The sequence below is a fragment of the Paenibacillus sp. BC26 genome (genome assembly GCF_900116125.1).
Classification (GTDB): Bacteria; Bacillota; Bacilli; order Paenibacillales; family Paenibacillaceae; genus Paenibacillus_Z; species Paenibacillus_Z lignilyticus.
Genome location: NZ_FPAD01000001.1, coordinates 329,811 through 350,049, shown reverse-complemented (window position 1 = coordinate 350,049; position 20,239 = coordinate 329,811). Strand labels below are relative to the sequence as shown.

The window sequence follows — 20,239 nt, the reverse complement described above, 5'->3', positions numbered from 1 at the left end:
GTTATTGCCTCCTTCTCACATTCGGACAAACTGGCTCAGGAAGCGCAGATCGTTCGTATAAAAATGACGGATGTCGTCAATGCCGTATTTCAGCAGCGCAATACGTTCTACGCCCATGCCGAATGCGAAACCGCTGACTTCGTTCGGATCGTAGCCGCCCATCTCAAGCACGCGCGGGTGAACCATGCCGCAGCCCAAAATTTCGAGCCAGCCGGTTTGCTTACACATCCGGCAGCCATGGCCGCCGCACTGTACGCAAGTTACGTCAACCTCTGCGCTTGGCTCCGTGAACGGGAAGAAGCTCGGACGAAGACGGATTTGCGCTTGTTTGCCGAACATCAGCTGAACGAATTGAAGCAAAGTGCCTTTGAGATCGCTCATGCGGATGTTGGGTCCGATGACAAGTCCTTCGATCTGATTGAACTGGAACGAATGCGTCGCATCGTCATCATCGCGGCGGTAAACTTTACCCGGACAAATGACTTTAACCGGTTTGCCGTTCATCGCTTTCATCGTGCGAACCTGTACCGGCGAAGTGTGCGTGCGCATAAGGATGTCGTCGGTTACGTAGAACGAATCCTGCATGTCGCGAGCAGGGTGATCCTTCGGAAGGTTCAGCGCTTCGAAGTTATAATAGTCGGATTCGACCTCCGGACCTTCAGCGATCGTGTAACCGAGACCGATGAATACATCCTCGATTTCTTGTGCGACTTTATTGAGCGGATGAACCGCACCTGCAGCTTGTTTCTTGCCCGGCAGCGTGACGTCGATCGTTTCCGCGCGAAGGCGGTTCGCCGTTTCAGCTTGCTGGAACACCGCTTGCTTCGTTTCAATGACTTCTTCGATTGCGGCGCGCACTTCATTGCCGACTTGCCCGATAACCGGACGCTCTTCGGCGCTTAGGGAACCCATGCCGCGGAGAATTTCCGTCAGCGCGCCTTTCTTGCCTAGGTATTTTACACGCAGATCATTCAATTGCTGCGGACCGTCAACCTGCTGCAGCTCCTGCAGCGCCTCGACCCGCAATGCTTCCAAACGCTCTTTCATTCCATCCAGCCCCTTCTTTAACCAAATAACCTGACTCATGTTTACAGCTGCTAATCCCATTTCTGAAAACAAAAAAACGGCTCCTTCTCCCCGTAAGGGACGAAAGAACCGTGTTACCACCCTAATTCAAACTGCCGCAGCCTAATAATAAGCGAGGCAATTCCTCAAAGTCCGAATATCGGCCGGAACCCGGTACTCCCTACCTTGTGCGGCACATGGCCGTACACCTTCAAGAGTCTGCTCGGAAGGGAACTTCGGCAGCCTGATTTCCTAAAGACGCTCTCAATCTACGGCGTCTTCTCCCTGTCAAGAAAGCACTGCGTACTCTTCTTCCTCATCGCGTTAACGTATATAACCTATATTATACAAAGTTTTCATACCCTTTCGCAAGGGCGGATTGCCTCCCCCTGCTTCGATCCTTTTCTTCTTACTCCGAATGTTCCTAGGCTGCCTCTTTGCACCCAAATTAATCCAATTCCGCTCACAACCACCAAACTAACCTCATTCCATCCTCCTCGGTATGCGAAAGTTCCATTTTGAGACTTTCAGCGGCAAAAGCGCCGGTTTTCTGTTCTGAGAGTTCCATATTCGAACTCTCAGTCATCTAACTCCCCACACTCCACCCTCCGCCGCATGCGAAAGTTCCATTTTGAGACTTTCAGCGGCAAAAGCGCCGGTTTTCTGCGCTGAGAGTTCCATATTCGAACTCTCAGTCATCTAACTCCCCACACTCCGCCGCATGCGAAAGTTTCATTTTGAGACTCTCAGTGGCAAAACCGCCGATTTTCTGCGCTGAGAATTCCATATTCGAACTCTCAGTCATCTAACTAATCCAATTCCACCTTCCTCCGTAAGCGAAAGTTCCATTTTAAGACTCTCAGTGGCAAAACCGCCGATTTTCTGCGCTGAGAATTCCATATTCGAACTCTCAGCCATCTAACTAATCCAATTCCACCTTCCTCCGTAAGCGAAAGTTCCATTTTGAGACTCTCAGACACACCAGCCCCCACTCGGCCGAAGCCGAAAGTCGGATTTCACGACTCTCTCGGCAGCGTAAGCGCCAATGTTCACTGACTCTTCGCTTCCTGGGAGCGAAGAGTCGGCTCCCCCACTCGCGACACTATTCGCCCTCGACGCGGCACGCAAAAAAAACGGAGTCAACGGCCTCTTGCAAGCCGTTGACTCCGCCCCAATCTCATTCACTTCTTAACGCTGTCTCTTGCGCGAAACCGCCACGCCGAGCGCTGCCGCCGCTAATGCTACTGCGACGATCGACAGCGTACGGTTCAGCGTGTCCGAGCCGCTGTCGGCCTTGTCGGTCGAAGCATTCTCTTGACCAGCTGCCGCGCTGTTATCCGCTGTTTCCGGCGTCCCCGCTTCGTTGCCGACATTCGTCGACGACGCATTGCCCGTACCTTCTGAGCCGGATGAAGTCCCCGTATTCGGATCCGAGCCTACGGAACCATTACTACCGCCGCCATGTCCGTCACCTTCGCCTGAAGCTGCAGTGACCGTCGTTACCGAAGCCGGATAATCCGCGCCGTCACCGCCGACCCACTCCACAACGGAGTTGTCGCTGTAGGTTTGGTACGCTTTCCAGACCAACTGCTTGGCATCAGCGGCGACTTTACCGGATACACGGAATTCGGTGAATTCCGTTTGCGCCAAGCCATCGCCTTCAGCTGTCCAAGTAATGGATGCTATCTCTTTGGTATCTGCGTTTTGCTCGAGCTCGTATTTCCAGCCCGCCTTCGGCTCAACGCGGCTAATCTTCACGCCATCGGGTACTTTGACTTTCACGATCTTCGTCGTCACGTTCTCCTTCTCGCTCGGAACGCGTACGGAGAACACCTCATAACTGTTCTGAGCTGCTTCCTTTGGCCAAACCGTTACGTGCGCGCTTGCCACGCCTGCAAAAAGGAACATCGCAATCAGCGTCATGCTCAGCACGGACCATTTCTTTATTTTATTCATCTTACACCCTCCTGCTCTCATCTTTATAGGAGGAGTATAACGTAACGCGCCGGATCCGCCATGACTCGTTCGAGCTATATGATTGTTACAGGTTTGTGTCTTGGCTTGTCAACCCGAAGCTACTCTTTAGCCAGACCCTTCTCCAGCGCATACCGGGTAAGCTGAACGCGATTCTCGAGATGCAGCTTTTGCAAAATATTTTTCAAATGGTTCTTTACCGTATGCTCAGAGATCCCGAAGCTGTCGGCAATTTGACGATTGGAGCCGCCGAACGCCACTCGCTCCAGCACCTCGCGTTCCCGCTGCGTCAATGCCGTGTGCGCTGCACCCTGCTCCGTAAACGCTGCATTGTCAACGCGCGCGACCTCAGCCTTAGTAGCTTTGCTCCCGCCTGCCGCCCCCGAACTCCCCCCGTTAAACTCCTGCAGCATGCGAAAAGCAAGCTCCTTGGACAAAGGGGCTTCATCCACGGCAACGGCGCGCAAATACTCCAGCCATGCCGATGGCGACAGGTTCTTCAGCAGATAACCCTGCGCCCCGCGTTTGATCGCTTCGAACAGGTCGGAGATATCGTCCGATACGGTCACCATGATGATTTTGATGCGCGGGTCGATCGTCTTGATGCGCTGCGTCGCTTCCATGCCGTTCATCACCGGCATGTTGATGTCCATCAGCACCAAATCAGGAACCAGCGAAGCCGCAAGCATGATAGCCTGCTCGCCATTTGCCGCTTCTCCTACTATAGAAAAGGATTCGTCGCCGCTGAGGATATCTCGCATTCCTTCACGCCCATGCGGATGGTCATCGACAATCAGCACCGTTATATGTGTATCGCTCATGTCAGCGCGCCGCCTCCTTAATCACTTCAACGATCGTTCCCTTAGCCGCTGGCAGCCCATCTTCCTTATCTACCGCATCTGAAGCATTCGCAGCGTCTCGCGCGCGAACCCCAAACTGCCAGCCCATCGCTGTGGCACGATCCTGCATCATCCGAATACCGTATCGCCCCTTAGCCATAAGCTGAGCCGGCTCAGCTCCCGTTCCGTCATCCTCGATGGTGCAGCGAAAGCCGCTGCCGCCTTCCGAGTCCGGTCGTGCATGCACCGCCAAGCAAGAAGCATTCGCATGCTTGCGTACATTCAGCATCGCCTCGCGAACGATCGCGAGCAGCTCCACCTTTTCCTTGCTGTTTAACATGCCTTCGGCAAGCTGCCAATTCAGCTCGACTGCAAGGCCGCCGCGCTCGAGCTCCTCCGCCATTTCGCGAACCGCCTGCATCCACTGCACATCGGTTCGCGAAGGCTCGCTGCGAAGCGAAGCAATCGACTGCCGTACATCTTCATACACATGCCGCACCGTGCGCCTAAGCTGCTGCGCCGTCTCTTTGACAGCTTCATTGTCCTTCGCCTGCTCCAGCTTATCCAGCTTCACGGATAACAGGAAAAGGGACTGCGAGATGCCGTCATGCAGCTCGCGGGCAAGCTGCTCTCGTTCCATGAACGCTGCCTTAGCCGCTTTCGCCTGCTGCAGCGATTCGTTGGTGCTCTCCAGCATCCGAAAAAGCTTAATAAGAAGCGTTGCCGTTACGGTCATTACAATAACAGGAGCGAGCGCATTGCCAAGATCCATCGAAACATAGGGAAGCAGAAACGTATGCCGCAAATATTCCCACAGCGCTATCGTTAAGGTCGGCGTCCACAAAATGAACCATTTAATCCGTTTATATGTCATTTTGCCGCCACCTTCCCCCGCCATTAATAATTCCGGAACTTCACCTTCTGCACTTGCTCGTTATCATCCTTATCGAGCACGCGGATTTCGGCCTGCCAGCGACCCGCGAACGGAACGAACGGTCCTTCCGCTTTGTATGCCGCCTTCACATAGCCGTCAAAGGTAGTAATTTCAGTATCCTCAAACAGTTTGATCGGCACTTGAATCGGGCCAAGCTCCTTCTGATCCAGCGCAAACAAGCGCATCGTCACGGATTTCGGGGCGCCTGCCGCATCCGGCAGCCACACCTTCACGATAAACTGATTATCGCCCGGCTTATTCGGCGTAACCCGCAATGACAGATGCATGGTGTCGCCCATTTTGTGATAAACAACCGGTTCATTCGCCGGCAATGGGCTTATATAGGTAAAGAGCGCTGCCGATACAATGATAAGGGCCATCAGCGCAGCATCTATGCGAAGCAGTACCGTAGTAGGCAGATTGCCTCTGCGTACGCGCAGATGCAGAATGCCGCCAACGACGAGGACCAGCAGAACGAGTCCGGTCTTGACCAGCAGAATCGTTCCCCAGGCCGTGTAGAATAAATAGTTCAGGGAAGGCAGGAATAGCAAGGTCATGCCAATTCCCGACAAAATAAGAAGCGCAAGCGACAGCAATGCCGCTCTGGAGAACAAGACGGCAAAACGCCCTGCTTCCTTGCGATCCGCCTGCCAAAGCAAACCAAGCAGGATCAACCCGCCTATCCAGATTGCTGCAGCAGCCAGATGTACGAAATCAAACATGACGGAGGCTGTTTTCGGAGCGAAAACAGCTGCATGACCGCTCCAGCTCTCAAGCGCGAGAATGAGCAGCGCCCAAATGGTCTTCAGAATGGCAGGGAAACGGACGATAATAAATCCGAGAAGCACCAGCACCAGAAGCGCAATCCATTCCCGCCCGATGTTCGTCTGCAAGAAAAGCTTACTATATTCATCCCTTGGATACCCGGTCAATATCTCGCGTGCATGAACAAAAATGTACACAAGAGTACCAACCAAGAGTGTCCGCAAGGCAATCTGTTCCCATTTTCGCTGGAGGTCCGGAAGCAGTTTCCCGCGTCCTCGCGTTAGTAACGGCCATAGCATTAGACCTGCCGCCCAGAGCAATGATCCATAATAAACGATGCGGGCGGCGTAAATAATAAATTGTCCTGTCGTCAGCTGGGTGGCCGCGCTGTGCCCTTCGTGACCGAGCTCTTTGTGGGGATCAAATGTGGCTGCATCCACGCCTTCCTGAGGATTTCCTACAATAAAGACGTAAGATCCGCTGACCGGATGGCCGTCTTCGGAAATGACAGAATAAGACACGGTGTACACGCCTTCGCCAAGCGAAGGAAGCGGCAAGATGAGCGATTGATGATCCTTGCTGGCTTGCGCGGTTTCGCTCGTAACGGGTCGTGATTTGGAATCGAGTACTTCAATGGCTCCTACTTTAGCTTCGATGGATTCGTTAAAACGAAGCTCAACCGACTTCGGACTCTGCTCATATTTGACGTTGGCCTCCGGTTCGGATCGTTCAAGCTCAGCGTGCGCGGAAGCCATGCCCGGGATGCTGATCAGTGCCAGGCACATCCAGATGCACAGGACTAAGGCTTGTATGGCGGAATGGGATTTATATCGAATACGGCGGTTCATGGTGTCGTGTAGTCACGTCCTCTCCTTTAGATATGAACAATAAACTCAGAATAAGTGTACTAAAGCTGATGGGCGAACACCAACGGAAAATCCAAACGTTGTTTGAACATCGTTTCAAGAGAAAATACGGCTCCGCTTATCCCTATTATTGTCACCACACGGTCCCTACAGTTAGTGCTATAATTAGGATCCGCAATTCATATAGTACTCACTTTTTTATATTAGCTACGTTTATAGAACTAGCTGTCCCGATCGATAAAAAATGCCGCAGCTATACGTTTTCACGGGATTTTCAACCCCTCAAAACAGTAGTAACGGTATGGTTGGTTGTCGAATAGTATAACTTGACAACCACTATATATTGGTGTAATTTAGGGAAGTACTAACAACATATTGTGTATTAGAGGTTGTCAGACGACATCCTTCGACAAGGAGTGGCTCTGCTCGTGGATATTATTAAGAGGAACGGTCAGAAAGAAGAATTAATCTTTTCAAAGCTTAAGAAGGTTATTGATTTCTCGTGCGTCGGCTATAACGACTGCGATCCGCTTGAGCTGGAAACTGCTTTACTTCCTTATTTCCGCAACAACATTACAACTAAAGAAATTCAGCGTACACTCACACAGGTTGCGGTAGAGAAAACAAGCATCGAACAGCCGAACTGGCAGTACGTTGCAGCCAAACTTCTTGTGTACGATCTTTATAAAGAATCTGCAATCAATCGCAAATACGGCTATTTCGGCTACGGAGACTTCTACTCTCTGATTACGTATTTGACGGACAAAGGGCTTTACGGGAGCTACATACTAGAGTATTACACCCGTGATGAAATCCGTGAGCTCGGCAATTACATCGTGCCTGAACGCGACTACTTGTTCAACTACATCGGTCTCAAAACGCTTGCGGACCGCTACTTGATCAAGAGCTTCAGCGGAGACGTGCTTGAGCTTCCGCAAGAATTGTTCATGGGCGTGGCGATGCATCTGGCTATGAAAGAAGATGACAAGCTCGCTTGGGCACGCAAGTTCTACGATGTGCTTAGCCGTCTTCAAATGACGGTTGCCACACCTACGCTTGCAAATGCACGCAAACCGTTCCACCAGCTTTCCAGCTGCTTCATCGATACAGTGCCGGATAACCTGTGGGGCATTTACAATGTAGACTCCAGCTTCGCGCAAGTGTCCAAATTCGGCGGCGGCATGGGCATCTACATCGGTAAAGTGCGCAGCCGCGGCTCCAACATCCGCGGATACAAAGGCGTTGCCGGCGGCGTAGTCCCTTGGATCAAGAACTACAACAACACGGCGGTTGCCGTTGACCAGCTCGGCGTTCGTTCCGGCGCGGTCGCGGTTTACCTCGACGTATGGCATAAAGATATTTTCGACTTCCTTAATCTTAAAACAAACAACGGCGATGACCGGATGAAAGCACATGACATCTTCCCCGGCGTCTGCATTCCTGACTTGTTCATGCGCAAAGTGCAAGAGCGCGACTCCTGGTTCCTATTCGATCCTCACGAAGTACGCAGCTATATGGGTTGGGCACTCGAGGATTCATGGGGCGATGAGTGGGAGCGTCGTTATGAAGAGTGCGTGAATAACCCTGCGCTTTCCCGTGACGAAGTACCGGCAATCGACATCATGAAGAAGATTCTTGCAAGCTCCTTCGAAACAGGCACACCTTTCGTGTTCTACCGCGATACGGTAAACCGCGCGAACCCGAATAAACATAAAGGCATCATTTATTGTTCTAACCTTTGTACGGAAATTTGCCAGAACATGAGCCCGACTGAATACATCACGACAACTCATGAAGACGGCGTTATTACAACGCAAGTGAAAAGCGGCGACTATGTCGTGTGTAACCTCTCTTCCCTTAACCTTGGCCGTTCCAGAACGAAAGAGGAAATCGAAGAGGTTGTCACTTGCCAAATGCGGATGATGGATAACGTGATCGACCTGAACCATTACCCAATCCCGCAAGCGGAAATTACGAATCAGAAGTACCGTGCGGTTGGCCTTGGCACGAGCGGTTATCACCAATGGCTTGCTCTGAACGGCATTGCATGGGAATCCGAAGAGCATTTGGATCGTGCTGACGAGCTGTACGAGTGGATCAACTACTGTGCAGTCAAAGCTTCGATGGAAATCGCCAAAGAAAAAGGCGCTTACCGCGTATTCGAAGGCAGTGAATGGCAGACGGGAGAATTTTTCGATTCCCGCGGTTATGATGCGCCGCACTGGCAGAAACTGAAGAAGGATGTAGCCGAGCACGGCGTCCGTAACGCATGGATGTTCGCAATTGCGCCTACAGCCTCCACTTCCTTGATCGCCGGTTCCACGGCAGGTATTGACCCGATCTTCAACAAGTTCTTCGTCGAAGAGAAGAAGAACGCGGTCATCCCGCAAACGGCGCCTAACCTGAACGAAGAAACGTTCTGGTTCTACAAAGAAGCGCATCACATCGATCAACACTGGAGCATCCGCGCAGCGGGCCGCCGTCAGCGCCATATCGATCAAGCGCAATCGTTTAACCTGTACATCACGCCGGATTACACGGCGAAGGAATTTATGGATCTGTACATGGCAGCTTGGGAGAACGGCCTCAAAACCGTTTACTATTGCCGCAACAAGAGCCTTGAAGTTGAAGATTGCGTAAGCTGCAGCGCTTAAGAAGCCGTTGAATGATGGTGGCCCGTAGGGTCGGAAGAAGTCGGCAATCGCTGTTTCGACTCGACCTCCGGGCTTCCATTCTCAGCAGTTCTTAAAACGATTGCAGCTTATTTTAGGAAAGTACAGAAGGAGGCAGCCCATTTAATGGATCTGCAAAAGAAAAAATTATTTAACGAAGAAGGCGACCGCGATTGGGGCATGCGTCGCATGATTGGCGGAAATACGACCAATCTGATTGAGCTTAACAATGTGAAATATGACTGGGCAACGAAGATGTACCGTACGATGATGAATAACTTCTGGATTCCGGAAGAGATTCCGCTTGCCCAGGATGCCAAAGATTACAGAAACCTGTCGCTCTCCGAGCGTAACAGCTACGATAAAATTATCAGCTTCCTCATCTTCTTGGATTCGCTTCAAACGGCAAACCTGCCGAACGTAAACGAATATATTACAGCGCCTGAGGTAAACCTGTGCTTAACGGTCCATACTTTCCAGGAAGCCGTTCACAGCCAATCTTATTCCTATATTCTAGACAGCGTGGTTTCTCCGGAAGTACGCGACCAAATTTATAACCTGTGGCGCGAGGACAAGAACCTCTTGAAACGGAATCGGTTCATCACCGACCTATACGAGAACTTCATTGCTAATCCGTCATCGCAGAATCTAATCAAAACGATTATGGCGAACTACATCCTAGAAGGTATCTACTTCTATAGCGGATTTAGCTTCTTCTATGCGCTTGGCCGCCAAGGCAAAATGCTCGGTACCGTTTCGGAGATCAAATACATTCAGCGCGATGAATTGACTCACTTAGCGTTGTTCCAAGGTATTTTCCGCGAAGTTCGCAAAGAAAATCCGGAGCTGTTCACGCCGGTTCTGATCGAAGAGCTTCGCCAAATGATGCGCACAGCCGTTGAGCATGAAATCGAATGGGGTCAATACATTACGAACAACACCATACCGGGCCTCACGGATGAAATCATCGAGAAGTACATCAAGTTCCTCTCCAATGAACGTCTGCGCAAGCTGAATCTCGATATTCTGTATCCGGAAATCGTCGAGCATCCAATGAAATGGGTGGAAAGCTTCAGCAATATGAACGGGATGAAAACCGATTTCTTCGAGCAGAAAGTAACCAACTACAGCAAATCGTCCAACCTCAACTGGGGCGATCTGTAAGTTTAAATCAAAGAAGCTCAAGCCCTCTCCACTCGCGAGGCTTGGGCTTTTTTTTCATGTGAGGTGCAGTTCAGGATATGCACGAGTCATGATACAATAGGGATAAGGGCAGGACATGCGGCAGGGAGTGAATCGAGGTTGGATGCAGCCATACAGCAGCTAATGAGCGAGATACAGCCATTCATCCGCGTAGGACATCACTATCAGTTCCCATACGAGCGCAACGAGTTCGAGTACGGCCGTTTCGGATACTGTTATGCCTTTCATCTCGTGGATGGAGGCAGAGGAAGGATTACGATTGACGGGCAATCCTACCCGCTGAAGAAAGGCGATTTGATCTATTTGCCGCCGCAGCTGATGCATTCCTTCTACACCGATGATGAGCATCCATTAGCAACTTATAATTTGTATTTTGAGCTTTGGAATGAGAAGCCGCGGTCGACCGAGCATCACTTGTATTGGCATCCGGCTGATCTACTGCCAGAGCTGGTGACAACCGTGCGAGAGAACACCGTTCTGGATACCTTGCCGCATCTCTATCCTTTGCAGCATCATACGATCTTGATGGATGTGTTCGCCCATATTGTGAAGCAGCATCAACAACAGCGCGAATACGGCGATCAGATCGCACATAGTCTGCTCAAAGCGTTTATGCTGGAGTTTATCCAGATTGCCGGCGAGAGCTGGCACAGCGACTACCGAATGAAAGCGATTATGCACCGCATCGACAAAGAGGCGCATGCCGGATCGAATTATACGAGCTGGCTGGCACAAAGCGGGCTTCGGAAGACGAGATTCCACTCGCTCTTCAAGCAAACTGCCGGCATCTCTCCGAAAGCCTATTGGAGCCGCGCTGTCATGAAGCAAGCCGCCGCCGCACTTTGGGAGAGCAATCGATCCATTACGGCAATTGCTTCCGATTTAGGCTATGCCTCCATTCATCATTTTACGAAACAATTTACCGCCTACTATGGCGTGTCGCCTTCACAATATCGCAAACGCAAAGAGTAAGGTATATAGGGGAATACAATAAGCACTATGTCTACGACCTAAGTCCAGTTCCGGCACTGGACTTGCGCCCGTTCTCGAATAGCCGTGCTTCCCAGTAAACTAAAACAAGTTCATTCCGTGGAAATGGGGGAAACCGAATATGTCCACACCCGTCTATGTCATCAATGCAGCAATGGCTGTTCTCTTACTTTTGCTGTCTCTTTTTGCGGGGCTTACAACAGGCAGCATGGCCTTCCGGCGTACGACGCACAGTCTAAGACGTACTGCCATCCTGACGCTAGCCCTGCTTGGCTCCATGACACTTCTGGCCTTAGCCAAAATGATCATGCTGATTGCGACGTATTCCTACCGCAACTGGTTTGTGCTCGATAATGCTCTGATGTTCTTCGCGCTCATTATGCTTCCGACTGCAGCCATTGCCTTCTATTCCGTCTCCAGGCTGCTTAATCTGGCTCGACTTACCGTGAAGCACCTGAATGATGTCGTGAGCCGTACAAAGCGTCGTGCTGCGTCTGAAGTCGCTCTAGTCGTCCCAATTCAAGTACTGGTCATCGAAGCGTTCCTATATGCGTCCATTAATGTATTTCCGCTTGGCATGGCTTACCGGAAGCAGATGATTACCGTTGGGCTCATTATTCTCGCTGCGCCGTTACTGCTCATCTGGCGCCAATCCATCCGACGCAGACGGATCCACCGCGATGACGGAACGGCTGTCATTCACAAAATAAAACGCGTGATCGTCTTTACAATGGCTTGCTTGGTGCTCGCCTTCGGTATTATCCATACGTTCAACAACGCAAAAACGCTCAGCAGGACGACTGAGCGTAATTTATCCTTACGTATATCGATGTCAATTCCCGCAACGAACGAGTAATCGCATCCGTTAGTCAGCCCCGCTTGCGGGCGTAGAAGTCAGGCCAATAGTCTTCCGCGATTGGCGGGCAGCCTCTCGGCGTATCCCATACATAAACCCACCCGCTTTGCTCCGGCTGATGCATGTCGGTTACCCAGACCCGATCGTAATCGTTATCATCTTCGATCCCTGCGAACTGCTCCAGTTCATCCATACGTTTCAAGCCTTGCTCATTCACGACAATCCACATTCCCCGAACACTGGCACCATTCGTGAAAGCTGCGGCATCCCGCAGCATTGCCGGGTAAGGTCCGTAATCAACCAGCCTGCCTTGAATGACACCCGGCACAGCAGATTGAATAAATCCGGCACATATCTGATGATTGCTATGGCCCGGCAAGAGCGAGCCATAGATAAAAACCGTTGCAAGCCGTTGCTGCATAGGTGAACACTCCTCTTAAGCTTCCTAAGAGCTTAAGCCGTTTGACTACTGCGATGTCTGTACCAGTTCTCGAACAAATTCGCCGGAATCGGCTTGGTGAAGTAGAAGCCTTGCGCTTCCTCGCAGTTGCGTTCACGCAGAAACTTAATCTGTTCGTCATTCTCTACGCCTTCGGCTGTCACTTTAAGCTTTAAATTTTTGGCCATCGTGGTAATGGTCGCAACGATTGCCGCGTCGCTGCCGCCTTGCGCCAAATCGCTGACGAATGAGCGGTCAATCTTCAGCTTATCAATCGGGAACCGTTTGAGCGAGATCAGCGAGCTGTAGCCCGTACCGAAATCATCGATGCTGATCTGCACGCCTATCTCCTTCAAGCTGGTCAGCGTGTCGCTGGCGAACTCCACGTCACTGGTCATACTCTCCGTAATCTCCAGCTCCAAATACTTCGGCGGCATACCCGTCGAATCCAATATGCCCTTTATCCGCTCCGCCAGCTGATGCTGTCTAAATTGCCGCATGGACAAGTTCACGGACATCATCATTGGCGGCAAGCCTGCTTCCTGCCAAGCAACGTTCTGTTTGCAGGCAGCTTTGAGCACCCATTCGCCAAGCTGAAGAATAAGTCCATTCTCTTCCGTGAGCGGAATAAAATCGCCCGGCGGCAGCAATCCCCGCTGTGGATGATTCCAGCGAACTAACGCCTCCACGCCGATTACTTTACCCGTACTCAAATTGACGAGCGGCTGATAAGCCAGCGTGAACTGTTCCTGATCGATCGCCCGCCGCAGATCGCTTTCCAGCCTCAGACGATCATGCGACTTCCGATTCATCTCCGGATCGTAGCTGGAGAATTCATTGCGATGTGCTTTGGCGCAATACATGGCCGTATCTGCGTTCTTGAGCAGCACCTCAACGCTTTCGCCATCTTGCGGGTAGAAGGAAATGCCCAGACTAATCGTAATATGATATTCCGCTTCGCCAAGCACAAACGGTGCATCGAAGAGCCCCATCAATGCTTTGGCTCTTGTGTCTACCAGCTCCGTCTCCGTATCCTTAATATCCGGCATTAAGACGACAAACTCGTCTCCTCCCATGCGGAACACGTGATTCGATTTGCCCGCTGCCAGTCGCAGTCGCTGGGAAACGGCCTGCAGCATCTGATCGCCGAAGGAATGACCGAGCGCATCATTGAAGGTTTTGAACCTGTCGATATCAAGTAGAAATACAGCGAGCTTATGGTTGCTCTGCTGCGCGCGTGCCAGCTCCGCACTTAGCTGCTCTTGCAGCTGGCGCCGGTTGGATAAACCGGTTAGCTCGTCATGATAAGCCAAGAAATTGATGCGTGATTCCGTCCGTTTCTGCTGCTTAAACGGCTCTTCAAGCGTAACGTAATAGATTCCCTTCATCAGGAAGTAGAATCCGGCTAATTTATAGACATGCCCCAGGAGCATATCCGTGTCAACGACGCCGGCGCTTAAGATGAACTGCAAATTGGCGAACAAGAAGAAAACAAGCGATTGTATGATGGTTAGCAGCGCTTGAGGCCGTTCATTGCGATTCAGATAAAGCACCATGCCGATTGTACTCAAGTAGGAGAAAATGATGACGAAATAAACAAGTACGCGCAGCAGCTCGAGCGATTCGCCCGCAAGCACGGCAATACCTGACCGATCCGCCATCGCAAAGTAGGCGAATCCTACAACGGTTGCAAAACCAAGGGAGATCAACATGGCCGGGAGCCGTTTCCTTGCCGAAACCGGTGCATCATTCTTGCGGAATATGATAAACAACCCGACAGAACCTATGAACTGGGCAGACATGGAGAACAGGGCGGATAATGTTGTTTCTCCAACGGGATGGAAGAACGGCATTCCTTCTGCTGTAAGTCCATGAAGCATGTCGAACACACCGACTGCGCCGAATAATGCCGCTGTATAGAGCCTATGCTTCGACAATGACTTGACGAAGAACAGCCAGCCTAACACCAACATGGTGAAGCTCACTGCATAACTGATAAATTCGATGCCGGAATGCACAAACAAATAAGCTCGGCCCGCAATCGGACGATAGAGCTCGCCATGAAAAACCCGCATCACGATAAAGCTGATGATGGCGGCGCAGGCCGTCCACATCGTTATTTTTTCCGCCCTATTTATAGACATGTTGTCTTGATGTCCTCCTTCAACAAAGAAAGCCGATGCTGTCTGCATGCCCATGTGATGATGTTCGAAAGTTACGAGCAGAGCAGTATCTTCTCGAAAGCAGCAAGTTACCTACGCGGCGTCGGCGGCTGAAGAGCGATTCCCGCTGCTTCCAAGCCTTTACGCAGTGCAGCGGCAAATTCTCCTGCGCGCTGTCCGTCGCCATGGAGACATACCGTGTCTCCATGAATAACGATCTCTTTGCCTTCGATTGTCCTTGCTGTCCCCGTCGTAATGATGCTAAGCGTCTGGAGCAGCGCTTCTTCGGCGGAGGCCAGCGTCGCGCCCTGCCGATTTCGGGGAGTAAGTGTTCCATCCGCTTGATAAGAACGGTCTGCGAAGATCTCGGACGCCGATTGCATGTTATGCTTATTCGCTGTTGCAAGGAGCTCGCTCCCCCATTGTCCATAAACGATGAGGGAAGGATCGTACACGCTCACCGCGCGTACGAATGCGTCCGCAAGCTCTTCGCTTCGCCCTGCCATATGATAGAGCGCGCCGTGCGGCTTCACATGACGCAAGCTGACGCCGGCTGCACGGACGAATGCATCTAACGCGCCGATCTGGTAGAGTGTCATGTCGTAAATTTCCCGCGCGCTGACCGCCATCTCGCGCCGCCCGAAACCAAGTCGATCCGGCAAGCCGGGATGCGCGCCGATGGCTACGCCGGCCTCTGCTGCGCGATAAACGGCCTCACGCATCGCATGCGGATCTCCGGCATGGAAACCGCAGGCAATATTCACCGAAGTCACATGCGCCAGCAGCTCCCTATCTTGTCCAAACGTATAAACGCCGTAGCTTTCGCCAAAATCACAGTTCAAATCGATCACCTGCTGTGACCGCGATAAATCGTGGATAATAGTCATATCGGCTTTTGGCGGTCCTTTCATGATCCTATAATAATTTCCAGCTCGGTTTCTGGCATATTGCGAGAACGGCAGCGAGCTGCCGCATGCCACGTTCTTGCTCTCTATTCCTGCGCTGGGCTTCAGCCAGCGTCACTTCTTCGAAGGTGATGGAATCGCCCGGCTTGCACTGCGCGAGCAGCGGCAGGTCGGCAGTGATGACATGCGCCAGCTTCGGATAGCCGCCGGTCGTCTGGCAGTCCGCGCCGAGAATGATCGGCGCGCCGCCGCGCGGCACCTGTATCGTGCCGGCGATGACGCCGTGGGACAGCAGTTCTTCGCTGTCCTCCATAGGGAGCGGGGGGCCTTCCAGGCGGACCCCCATCCGGTCTGATGCGGGAGCTACGCGATAGCGCTCCCGCATGAACGCCGTACGGGCCGCTTCGCGGAATTGCCCGTACTCGGCGCCCGGCATCACGCGCAGCCGGATGCCGGCGGGGTTTGCGCTGCCGGGCAGCAGCGCATGCGCCTGCGGCGGCGGCGGCGCGAACCAGCCCGGGGCCGCCCAGCTGCGGCGGCCCTGGCCCTGCGGCGCTGCCGCGGCTCGCGCGGCAAGCGCGGCGTGCCACGCGGCCGCCCAAGGCGCGGCGCTGCCGAGCGGCAGCACGTCGCCGCTGCGCAGCTTGCGCCCCGCGATGCCGCCGATGCCGGCACGCGTGTCCGTGCTGCGGCTGCCGAGCGCCGCTTCGGCGGCAATGCCGCCGGCTGCCGCTACGTAAGCGCGGCACCCGCTGGCCGCGGAACCGAAATGGATGACCGTTCCGGCGCCAATCCACACCGGCCGCCACAGCGGAAGCGCCTCGCCTTCGATCGACGGTGCCAGGTCGGCGCCGCACACGGCGATCAGCATCGCTTCTTCCGCCAGCAGCTCCGGCCCATTCAGCGTAAGCTCAAGGCCTGCCGCGCCGGGCGCATTGCCGACGAGCAGATTAGCCGTCCGCAGCGCGATGCTGTCCATTGCGCCGCCTTCGGGAATGCCGAAGCGCCGCCAACCCGGTCGTCCCAAATCTTGTACCGTTGTATGTAAGCCCGGTTTGATGATGCGTAGACTCATGGCGCTTCACCTTGCTCCTTCAGGTCCTGCTCGGATATCGGAACAAAACGCAGCTTATCGCCCATGCGAAGCAGAAAAGGCTCGGCTCGCTTCGGATCAAACAACCGAAGCGGCGTTAGGCCGATCAGCTGCCAGCCTCCCGGCGTCGATAACGGATAAATGCCGGTCTGCCCGCCGGCAATGCCGACAGCCCCTGCGGGCACGCTGCTTCGCGGCCGGGCAAGACGCGGCTGACGGAGCTCGGCGGGCAAACCGCTCAAATACGGAAAGCCCGGCATGAAACCGATCATCGCAACCTGATACTCCGCAGCAGCATGGCAAGTAACGAAACTCGCTTCCGTCATGCCCGCACGTGAGGCGCATGCTGCTAGATCAGGCCCATAATGACCGCCATAACATACCGGGATTTCGATTAGCCTGGGTTCAACCGCATGCGGATGCCGCGTATCCAGCAGAATCCGTTCTACATCGGCAGCCGCCTGCTCATAGTCGAACCTAGCATAAACAACGGTTACCGTATCATAGGCCGGAACCACATCGACGAGCCAAGTAAGCCCGGCCTCTCTCAGCAATTCCGCCATTCCGGCAGCGAGCAGCCAGCGCTCTCCTTCATGCATCTCCGTATCCAAATATACGACAAGAGCCCGATCTCCAAGAGGTCTGATTCTGAACAACCGCGCTGCAGACTCGCCCACAAAATTCACCAATTTTCTCATATTTTCAACATTGCAATTCCCAATTGGAAGGTAATCCCGCTTAATGATAATCTCCTCTAGTTTGTACCATTACGTGCCTTTTTGTCCAGCATCTTTACAAAGCTTTTCCAAAACATTTTCCGACATAAAGAGTTCTATTCTGACGTATAGCGACTAATGACCTCCACGAGCAAATCATTGAGACGTTTCACCTCATATTCCCCGACAGCCGGCGCCATGTGATCATTCCCGATACCGCTGTGATCCGTTAGAAATAAATAAGTCCCGCCTGTCGACGTTGCCATGAAACGCATCAGATATTCGGTCTGTACATCTACGCCGCTGGAAGCTACCGGAATGATCCGTATTCCTTCCGCTGCGGCCGATTCCATCAGCTCATGGATGCGTTTGGTCACCTTGCGCTCATGATGCGGCGGAGCGTCAAGCACGAGAAACAACAGTCTGGCTCTTGCTTCGCCGCTCCATTTATGATCATCAATGGCATTCTCCAGCGCTTCATCCACCGCTTCCGGAAAATCGCCTCCGCCTGCTGCGCTTTGCTGAGAAAGCTGTTTGACGGCCGTATCGATATCCTTCGTAAACGGATAATCTTTAATGAGATATTTATCGCTCCGATCCCGGTAGAAATTCGTGCTGACTTGAATATCCAGCTGCTGGCCGTTATCCCGGCCGACGCGGGCCACGACATCCTTCAGCTCCGATTTCAGAAAATCCAGCTCATCCTGCATGGAGCCTGTCGTATCCACCACGAGCATCAGATCAACGCCAAGCGACGGATTCACCTGTTCGTTTAGATCCACCTGCAGCGCGGAACCTCTCGGAATCTGCACATTCTCGTATTGCTTCTCCTGATTGCCCGATCGAATGATAACCCCGTATCGCTCTTGATTCTGCTGTTCATCGAATAATCCCGCATAGGCTGACGCTTCCCCGTCGATATTGGTCCGCGACTCCCATACCGTATCGCCATCGTCATCAATAAGGCTGACCTCTGCATCGGATACCGGTTTTCCGCCTCCGGTCACCACAACTTCCAATCGATTTTGCGGAAACACGGACCAATAGGACTGCTGCTCTCTGCCCTCGCCGCTATTCAGCAGCTTGATCCATTCCCTCCAGGAGGTAAGATCATTCCACTCCCCGGCAGTCAACTGGCCCGGCTCGGAGTCGTCGTACTGGCTTCCCGGCGAAGTCGTCTCGTCTTTATCACCGGAGCCATCGTCCGTCGGCGGAGCCGGCTCTTCCGAAACGGATGAATCCGCTTTGTCATTGCTGCTTGAGTTGGTAGTAGCTTCACCGCGGTCGCTTGCGCTGCCGTTGTCCCTTGCTTCCGTGTTCGAGCTGTTACTTGTAGAATCCGTATTCGCCGCGGAGTCGTTCTGATTATCAGCCGAGGAGCAGCCCGCCAGCAGAATAGTTAGCGCAGCCAGCAGCATAAGCGACGTCTTCATCTTTCCTTTTGCCGTTGCATTCTCTTTGCTCGGTGCATGTTCTCTGTTTATTCGTTTCCGTTGTTGCATCCGAATTCCCCCTCGATTCTTTTGGAAGCCAAACCATTATATGTAAGAGTCGGCTTATATCCATCGACGGAAACGGGTTGTAAATTGTTGCATTCTCGGCGGCGCGACAGTACAATCGGGGGAAGTATATTTTGGGGGAAGAAAGGAGCGCTGCTGCCTTATGGAAACTTACTCGCTTGCAGAGCTGAGCATTATCTACAACAATGTCATTACAAAATTAATTTATAGGTCTGCTCATTTGGTTGTGGTCACGGACGCCGGCTACAAGCTGTGGTACATCGAGATCGACGGCATGACCCAAACCGCACTCCTTCACATGTTCCATGAATCCGAAGATATCGGCGTTTCCTTATCCGGCATCACGGTCGGCGGCAAGCCGTTCCAAGCAGGCGGGTATTTCCACCCGAATGCCCAGCATCATGCTGCAGCTATCCGCGGTGACGGCGAGCTGATCGGCTTCTAGCAGCTAAAGATTGTGCGTATAAAAAAAGCAGCTTGGTTCTCCTTCCTAAGGTGGAAGGAATGAACCGGAGCTGCTTTTTGTCATATAAGGGATTACTGTACGGCAATGCCTTTGAAGAAGAGCTCAAAGGTAATGGCCATTCGGTTATCGAGCGAATCCTCGGACTCTTCCATCGACCAGACGAAGAGCGTGCCGAAGTAAGCTTGAAAGGCTTGCTGCGCCATCATCTCAGCCGGCATGTCTCTGCGGAATTCGCCGTTCTCCTGCCCTTCGGCAATAAGCGGCAGCAAAGCTTCTTTGAGCGTAGTCAGCATCGAGTTATGGTTATCAAGCGCCTTGGCACTGCCGAGCATGGCTTGAAATAATGCGCGCGTAAGCGGTTTGCTAAGCTCGAATTGTTTCACGATTTGGAATAACAGCAGCTGCAGACGGGGCACCAGCGGGCCGGGCTTGTCTTTGAGCTTCGCCACCTCGTTTAACGCAAAGATCGCTTGCAAGTCGCAGATTAGTTCATCCTTGGAAGAGAAATAATTGAAAAAAGTGCCTTTTGCAACACCTGCTTGCTTGGCAATACTTTCAACGGATGTCTGCTCGTAACCCAGCTCAGCAAATAAAGAGAGCGCAGCTTCTTTGATTCGAATGCGTGTCTGTTCTTTCTTGAGCTCGCGGTTCATCGCTATATCCTCCATCTGAGTTGTTCGCGTTCAGTCAATGCTAATTGTAGCACAGCCCTTACGCTCCGTAAACACGAGTTGACCGTCGGTATAAAACTCAGCTTCTCTTCTCGCATTCATA

General features: G+C 52.6%; 17 protein-coding genes. 5 read left to right on the top strand and 12 right to left on the bottom strand.

Annotation, left to right across the window (positions count from 1 at the left end; translation table 11 throughout):
• Positions 1–15 precede the first annotated feature (15 nt).
• From pheS to BM412_RS01535, 5 genes are all read right to left on the bottom strand, one after another.
• Positions 16–1,047, bottom strand: coding sequence for a phenylalanine--tRNA ligase subunit alpha (pheS, locus tag BM412_RS01555; RefSeq protein WP_091213012.1), 1,032 nt, complete (start codon positions 1,045–1,047; stop codon positions 16–18).
• Between the two features lie 1,206 nt (positions 1,048–2,253).
• Positions 2,254–3,021, bottom strand: a complete 768-nt coding sequence (locus BM412_RS01550) for a YcnI family copper-binding membrane protein (RefSeq protein ID WP_091213010.1) — start codon at positions 3,019–3,021, stop codon at positions 2,254–2,256.
• A gap of 119 nt (positions 3,022–3,140) precedes the next feature.
• Positions 3,141–3,860, bottom strand: coding sequence for a response regulator (locus tag BM412_RS01545; protein ID WP_091213007.1), 720 nt, complete (start codon positions 3,858–3,860; stop codon positions 3,141–3,143).
• Position 3,861: 1 nt separating this feature from the next.
• On the bottom strand, positions 3,862–4,752 hold the full coding sequence (locus BM412_RS01540; RefSeq protein WP_091220076.1) for a sensor histidine kinase: 891 nt from the start codon (positions 4,750–4,752) through the stop codon (positions 3,862–3,864).
• Positions 4,753–4,775: 23 nt separating this feature from the next.
• Positions 4,776–6,425, bottom strand: coding sequence for a copper resistance CopC/CopD family protein (locus BM412_RS01535; RefSeq protein ID WP_091213003.1), 1,650 nt, complete (start codon positions 6,423–6,425; stop codon positions 4,776–4,778).
• A gap of 446 nt (positions 6,426–6,871) precedes the next feature.
• On the opposite strand from BM412_RS01535, the gene BM412_RS01530 reads away from it, so the two are divergent.
• From BM412_RS01530 to BM412_RS01515, 4 genes are all read left to right on the top strand, one after another.
• Positions 6,872–9,097, top strand: coding sequence for a ribonucleoside-diphosphate reductase subunit alpha (locus tag BM412_RS01530; RefSeq protein WP_091213000.1), 2,226 nt, complete (start codon positions 6,872–6,874; stop codon positions 9,095–9,097).
• 144 nt (positions 9,098–9,241) lie between these two features.
• Positions 9,242–10,279: a ribonucleotide-diphosphate reductase subunit beta gene (locus tag BM412_RS01525; RefSeq protein ID WP_090977289.1), complete on the top strand. Its 1,038-nt coding sequence runs from the start codon at positions 9,242–9,244 to the stop codon at positions 10,277–10,279.
• Between the two features lie 162 nt (positions 10,280–10,441).
• Positions 10,442–11,290, top strand: a complete 849-nt coding sequence (locus BM412_RS01520; RefSeq protein ID WP_143111543.1) for an AraC family transcriptional regulator — start codon at positions 10,442–10,444, stop codon at positions 11,288–11,290.
• Between the two features lie 139 nt (positions 11,291–11,429).
• On the top strand, positions 11,430–12,164 hold the full coding sequence (locus tag BM412_RS01515; RefSeq protein WP_091212995.1) for a hypothetical protein: 735 nt from the start codon (positions 11,430–11,432) through the stop codon (positions 12,162–12,164).
• 13 nt (positions 12,165–12,177) lie between these two features.
• On the opposite strand, the gene BM412_RS01510 is transcribed toward BM412_RS01515, so the two are convergent.
• From BM412_RS01510 to BM412_RS01485, 6 genes are all read right to left on the bottom strand, one after another.
• Positions 12,178–12,585 carry a gamma-glutamylcyclotransferase family protein gene (locus tag BM412_RS01510; RefSeq protein ID WP_091212992.1) on the bottom strand — a complete coding sequence of 136 codons (408 nt, stop codon included), beginning with the start codon at positions 12,583–12,585 and terminating at the stop codon, positions 12,178–12,180.
• Between the two features lie 32 nt (positions 12,586–12,617).
• Positions 12,618–14,747 carry a putative bifunctional diguanylate cyclase/phosphodiesterase gene (locus tag BM412_RS01505; RefSeq protein ID WP_177245605.1) on the bottom strand — a complete coding sequence of 710 codons (2,130 nt, stop codon included), beginning with the start codon at positions 14,745–14,747 and terminating at the stop codon, positions 12,618–12,620.
• 107 nt (positions 14,748–14,854) lie between these two features.
• Positions 14,855–15,676 (bottom strand): LamB/YcsF family protein, encoded by an 822-nt coding sequence (locus BM412_RS01500; protein WP_305728713.1) that lies wholly within the window; start codon positions 15,674–15,676, stop codon positions 14,855–14,857.
• Between the two features lie 4 nt (positions 15,677–15,680).
• Positions 15,681–16,745 (bottom strand): 5-oxoprolinase subunit C family protein, encoded by a 1,065-nt coding sequence (locus tag BM412_RS01495; protein WP_091212987.1) that lies wholly within the window; start codon positions 16,743–16,745, stop codon positions 15,681–15,683.
• Positions 16,742–17,449: a 5-oxoprolinase subunit PxpB gene (gene pxpB / locus BM412_RS01490; protein ID WP_256256339.1), complete on the bottom strand. Its 708-nt coding sequence runs from the start codon at positions 17,447–17,449 to the stop codon at positions 16,742–16,744. Before pxpB ends, BM412_RS01495 begins: the two co-directional genes overlap by 4 nt.
• A gap of 146 nt (positions 17,450–17,595) precedes the next feature.
• Positions 17,596–18,981: a VWA domain-containing protein gene (locus tag BM412_RS01485; protein WP_256256072.1), complete on the bottom strand. Its 1,386-nt coding sequence runs from the start codon at positions 18,979–18,981 to the stop codon at positions 17,596–17,598.
• Positions 18,982–19,141: 160 nt separating this feature from the next.
• Here BM412_RS01485 and BM412_RS01480 point away from each other — a divergent pair, with 160 nt between their 5' ends.
• On the top strand, positions 19,142–19,444 hold the full coding sequence (locus tag BM412_RS01480; RefSeq protein ID WP_091212983.1) for a hypothetical protein: 303 nt from the start codon (positions 19,142–19,144) through the stop codon (positions 19,442–19,444).
• Between the two features lie 92 nt (positions 19,445–19,536).
• Here BM412_RS01480 and BM412_RS01475 read toward each other — a convergent pair whose 3' ends face one another.
• On the bottom strand, positions 19,537–20,118 hold the full coding sequence (locus BM412_RS01475) for a TetR/AcrR family transcriptional regulator (RefSeq protein WP_177245604.1): 582 nt from the start codon (positions 20,116–20,118) through the stop codon (positions 19,537–19,539).
• Positions 20,119–20,239: the final 121 nt, after the last annotated feature.

Coding starts and splice junctions, on each gene's coding strand:
- BM412_RS01505 (WP_177245605.1), bottom strand. CDS start 14,747: ATGTCTATAAATAGGGCGGAAAAAATAACGATGTGGACGGCCTGCGCC.
- BM412_RS01540 (WP_091220076.1), bottom strand. CDS start 4,752: ATGACATATAAACGGATTAAATGGTTCATTTTGTGGACGCCGACCTTA.
- BM412_RS01475 (WP_177245604.1), bottom strand. CDS start 20,118: ATGAACCGCGAGCTCAAGAAAGAACAGACACGCATTCGAATCAAAGAA.
- BM412_RS01510 (WP_091212992.1), bottom strand. CDS start 12,585: ATGCAGCAACGGCTTGCAACGGTTTTTATCTATGGCTCGCTCTTGCCG.
- BM412_RS01545 (WP_091213007.1), bottom strand. CDS start 3,860: ATGAGCGATACACATATAACGGTGCTGATTGTCGATGACCATCCGCAT.
- BM412_RS01485 (WP_256256072.1), bottom strand. CDS start 18,981: ATGCAACAACGGAAACGAATAAACAGAGAACATGCACCGAGCAAAGAG.
- BM412_RS01480 (WP_091212983.1), top strand. CDS start 19,142: ATGGAAACTTACTCGCTTGCAGAGCTGAGCATTATCTACAACAATGTC.
- pheS (WP_091213012.1), bottom strand. CDS start 1,047: ATGAAAGAGCGTTTGGAAGCATTGCGGGTCGAGGCGCTGCAGGAGCTG.
- BM412_RS01535 (WP_091213003.1), bottom strand. CDS start 6,425: ATGAACCGCCGTATTCGATATAAATCCCATTCCGCCATACAAGCCTTA.
- BM412_RS01515 (WP_091212995.1), top strand. CDS start 11,430: ATGTCCACACCCGTCTATGTCATCAATGCAGCAATGGCTGTTCTCTTA.
- BM412_RS01520 (WP_143111543.1), top strand. CDS start 10,442: ATGAGCGAGATACAGCCATTCATCCGCGTAGGACATCACTATCAGTTC.
- BM412_RS01550 (WP_091213010.1), bottom strand. CDS start 3,021: ATGAATAAAATAAAGAAATGGTCCGTGCTGAGCATGACGCTGATTGCG.
- BM412_RS01500 (WP_305728713.1), bottom strand. CDS start 15,676: ATGAAAGGACCGCCAAAAGCCGATATGACTATTATCCACGATTTATCG.
- BM412_RS01525 (WP_090977289.1), top strand. CDS start 9,242: ATGGATCTGCAAAAGAAAAAATTATTTAACGAAGAAGGCGACCGCGAT.
- BM412_RS01495 (WP_091212987.1), bottom strand. CDS start 16,745: ATGAGTCTACGCATCATCAAACCGGGCTTACATACAACGGTACAAGAT.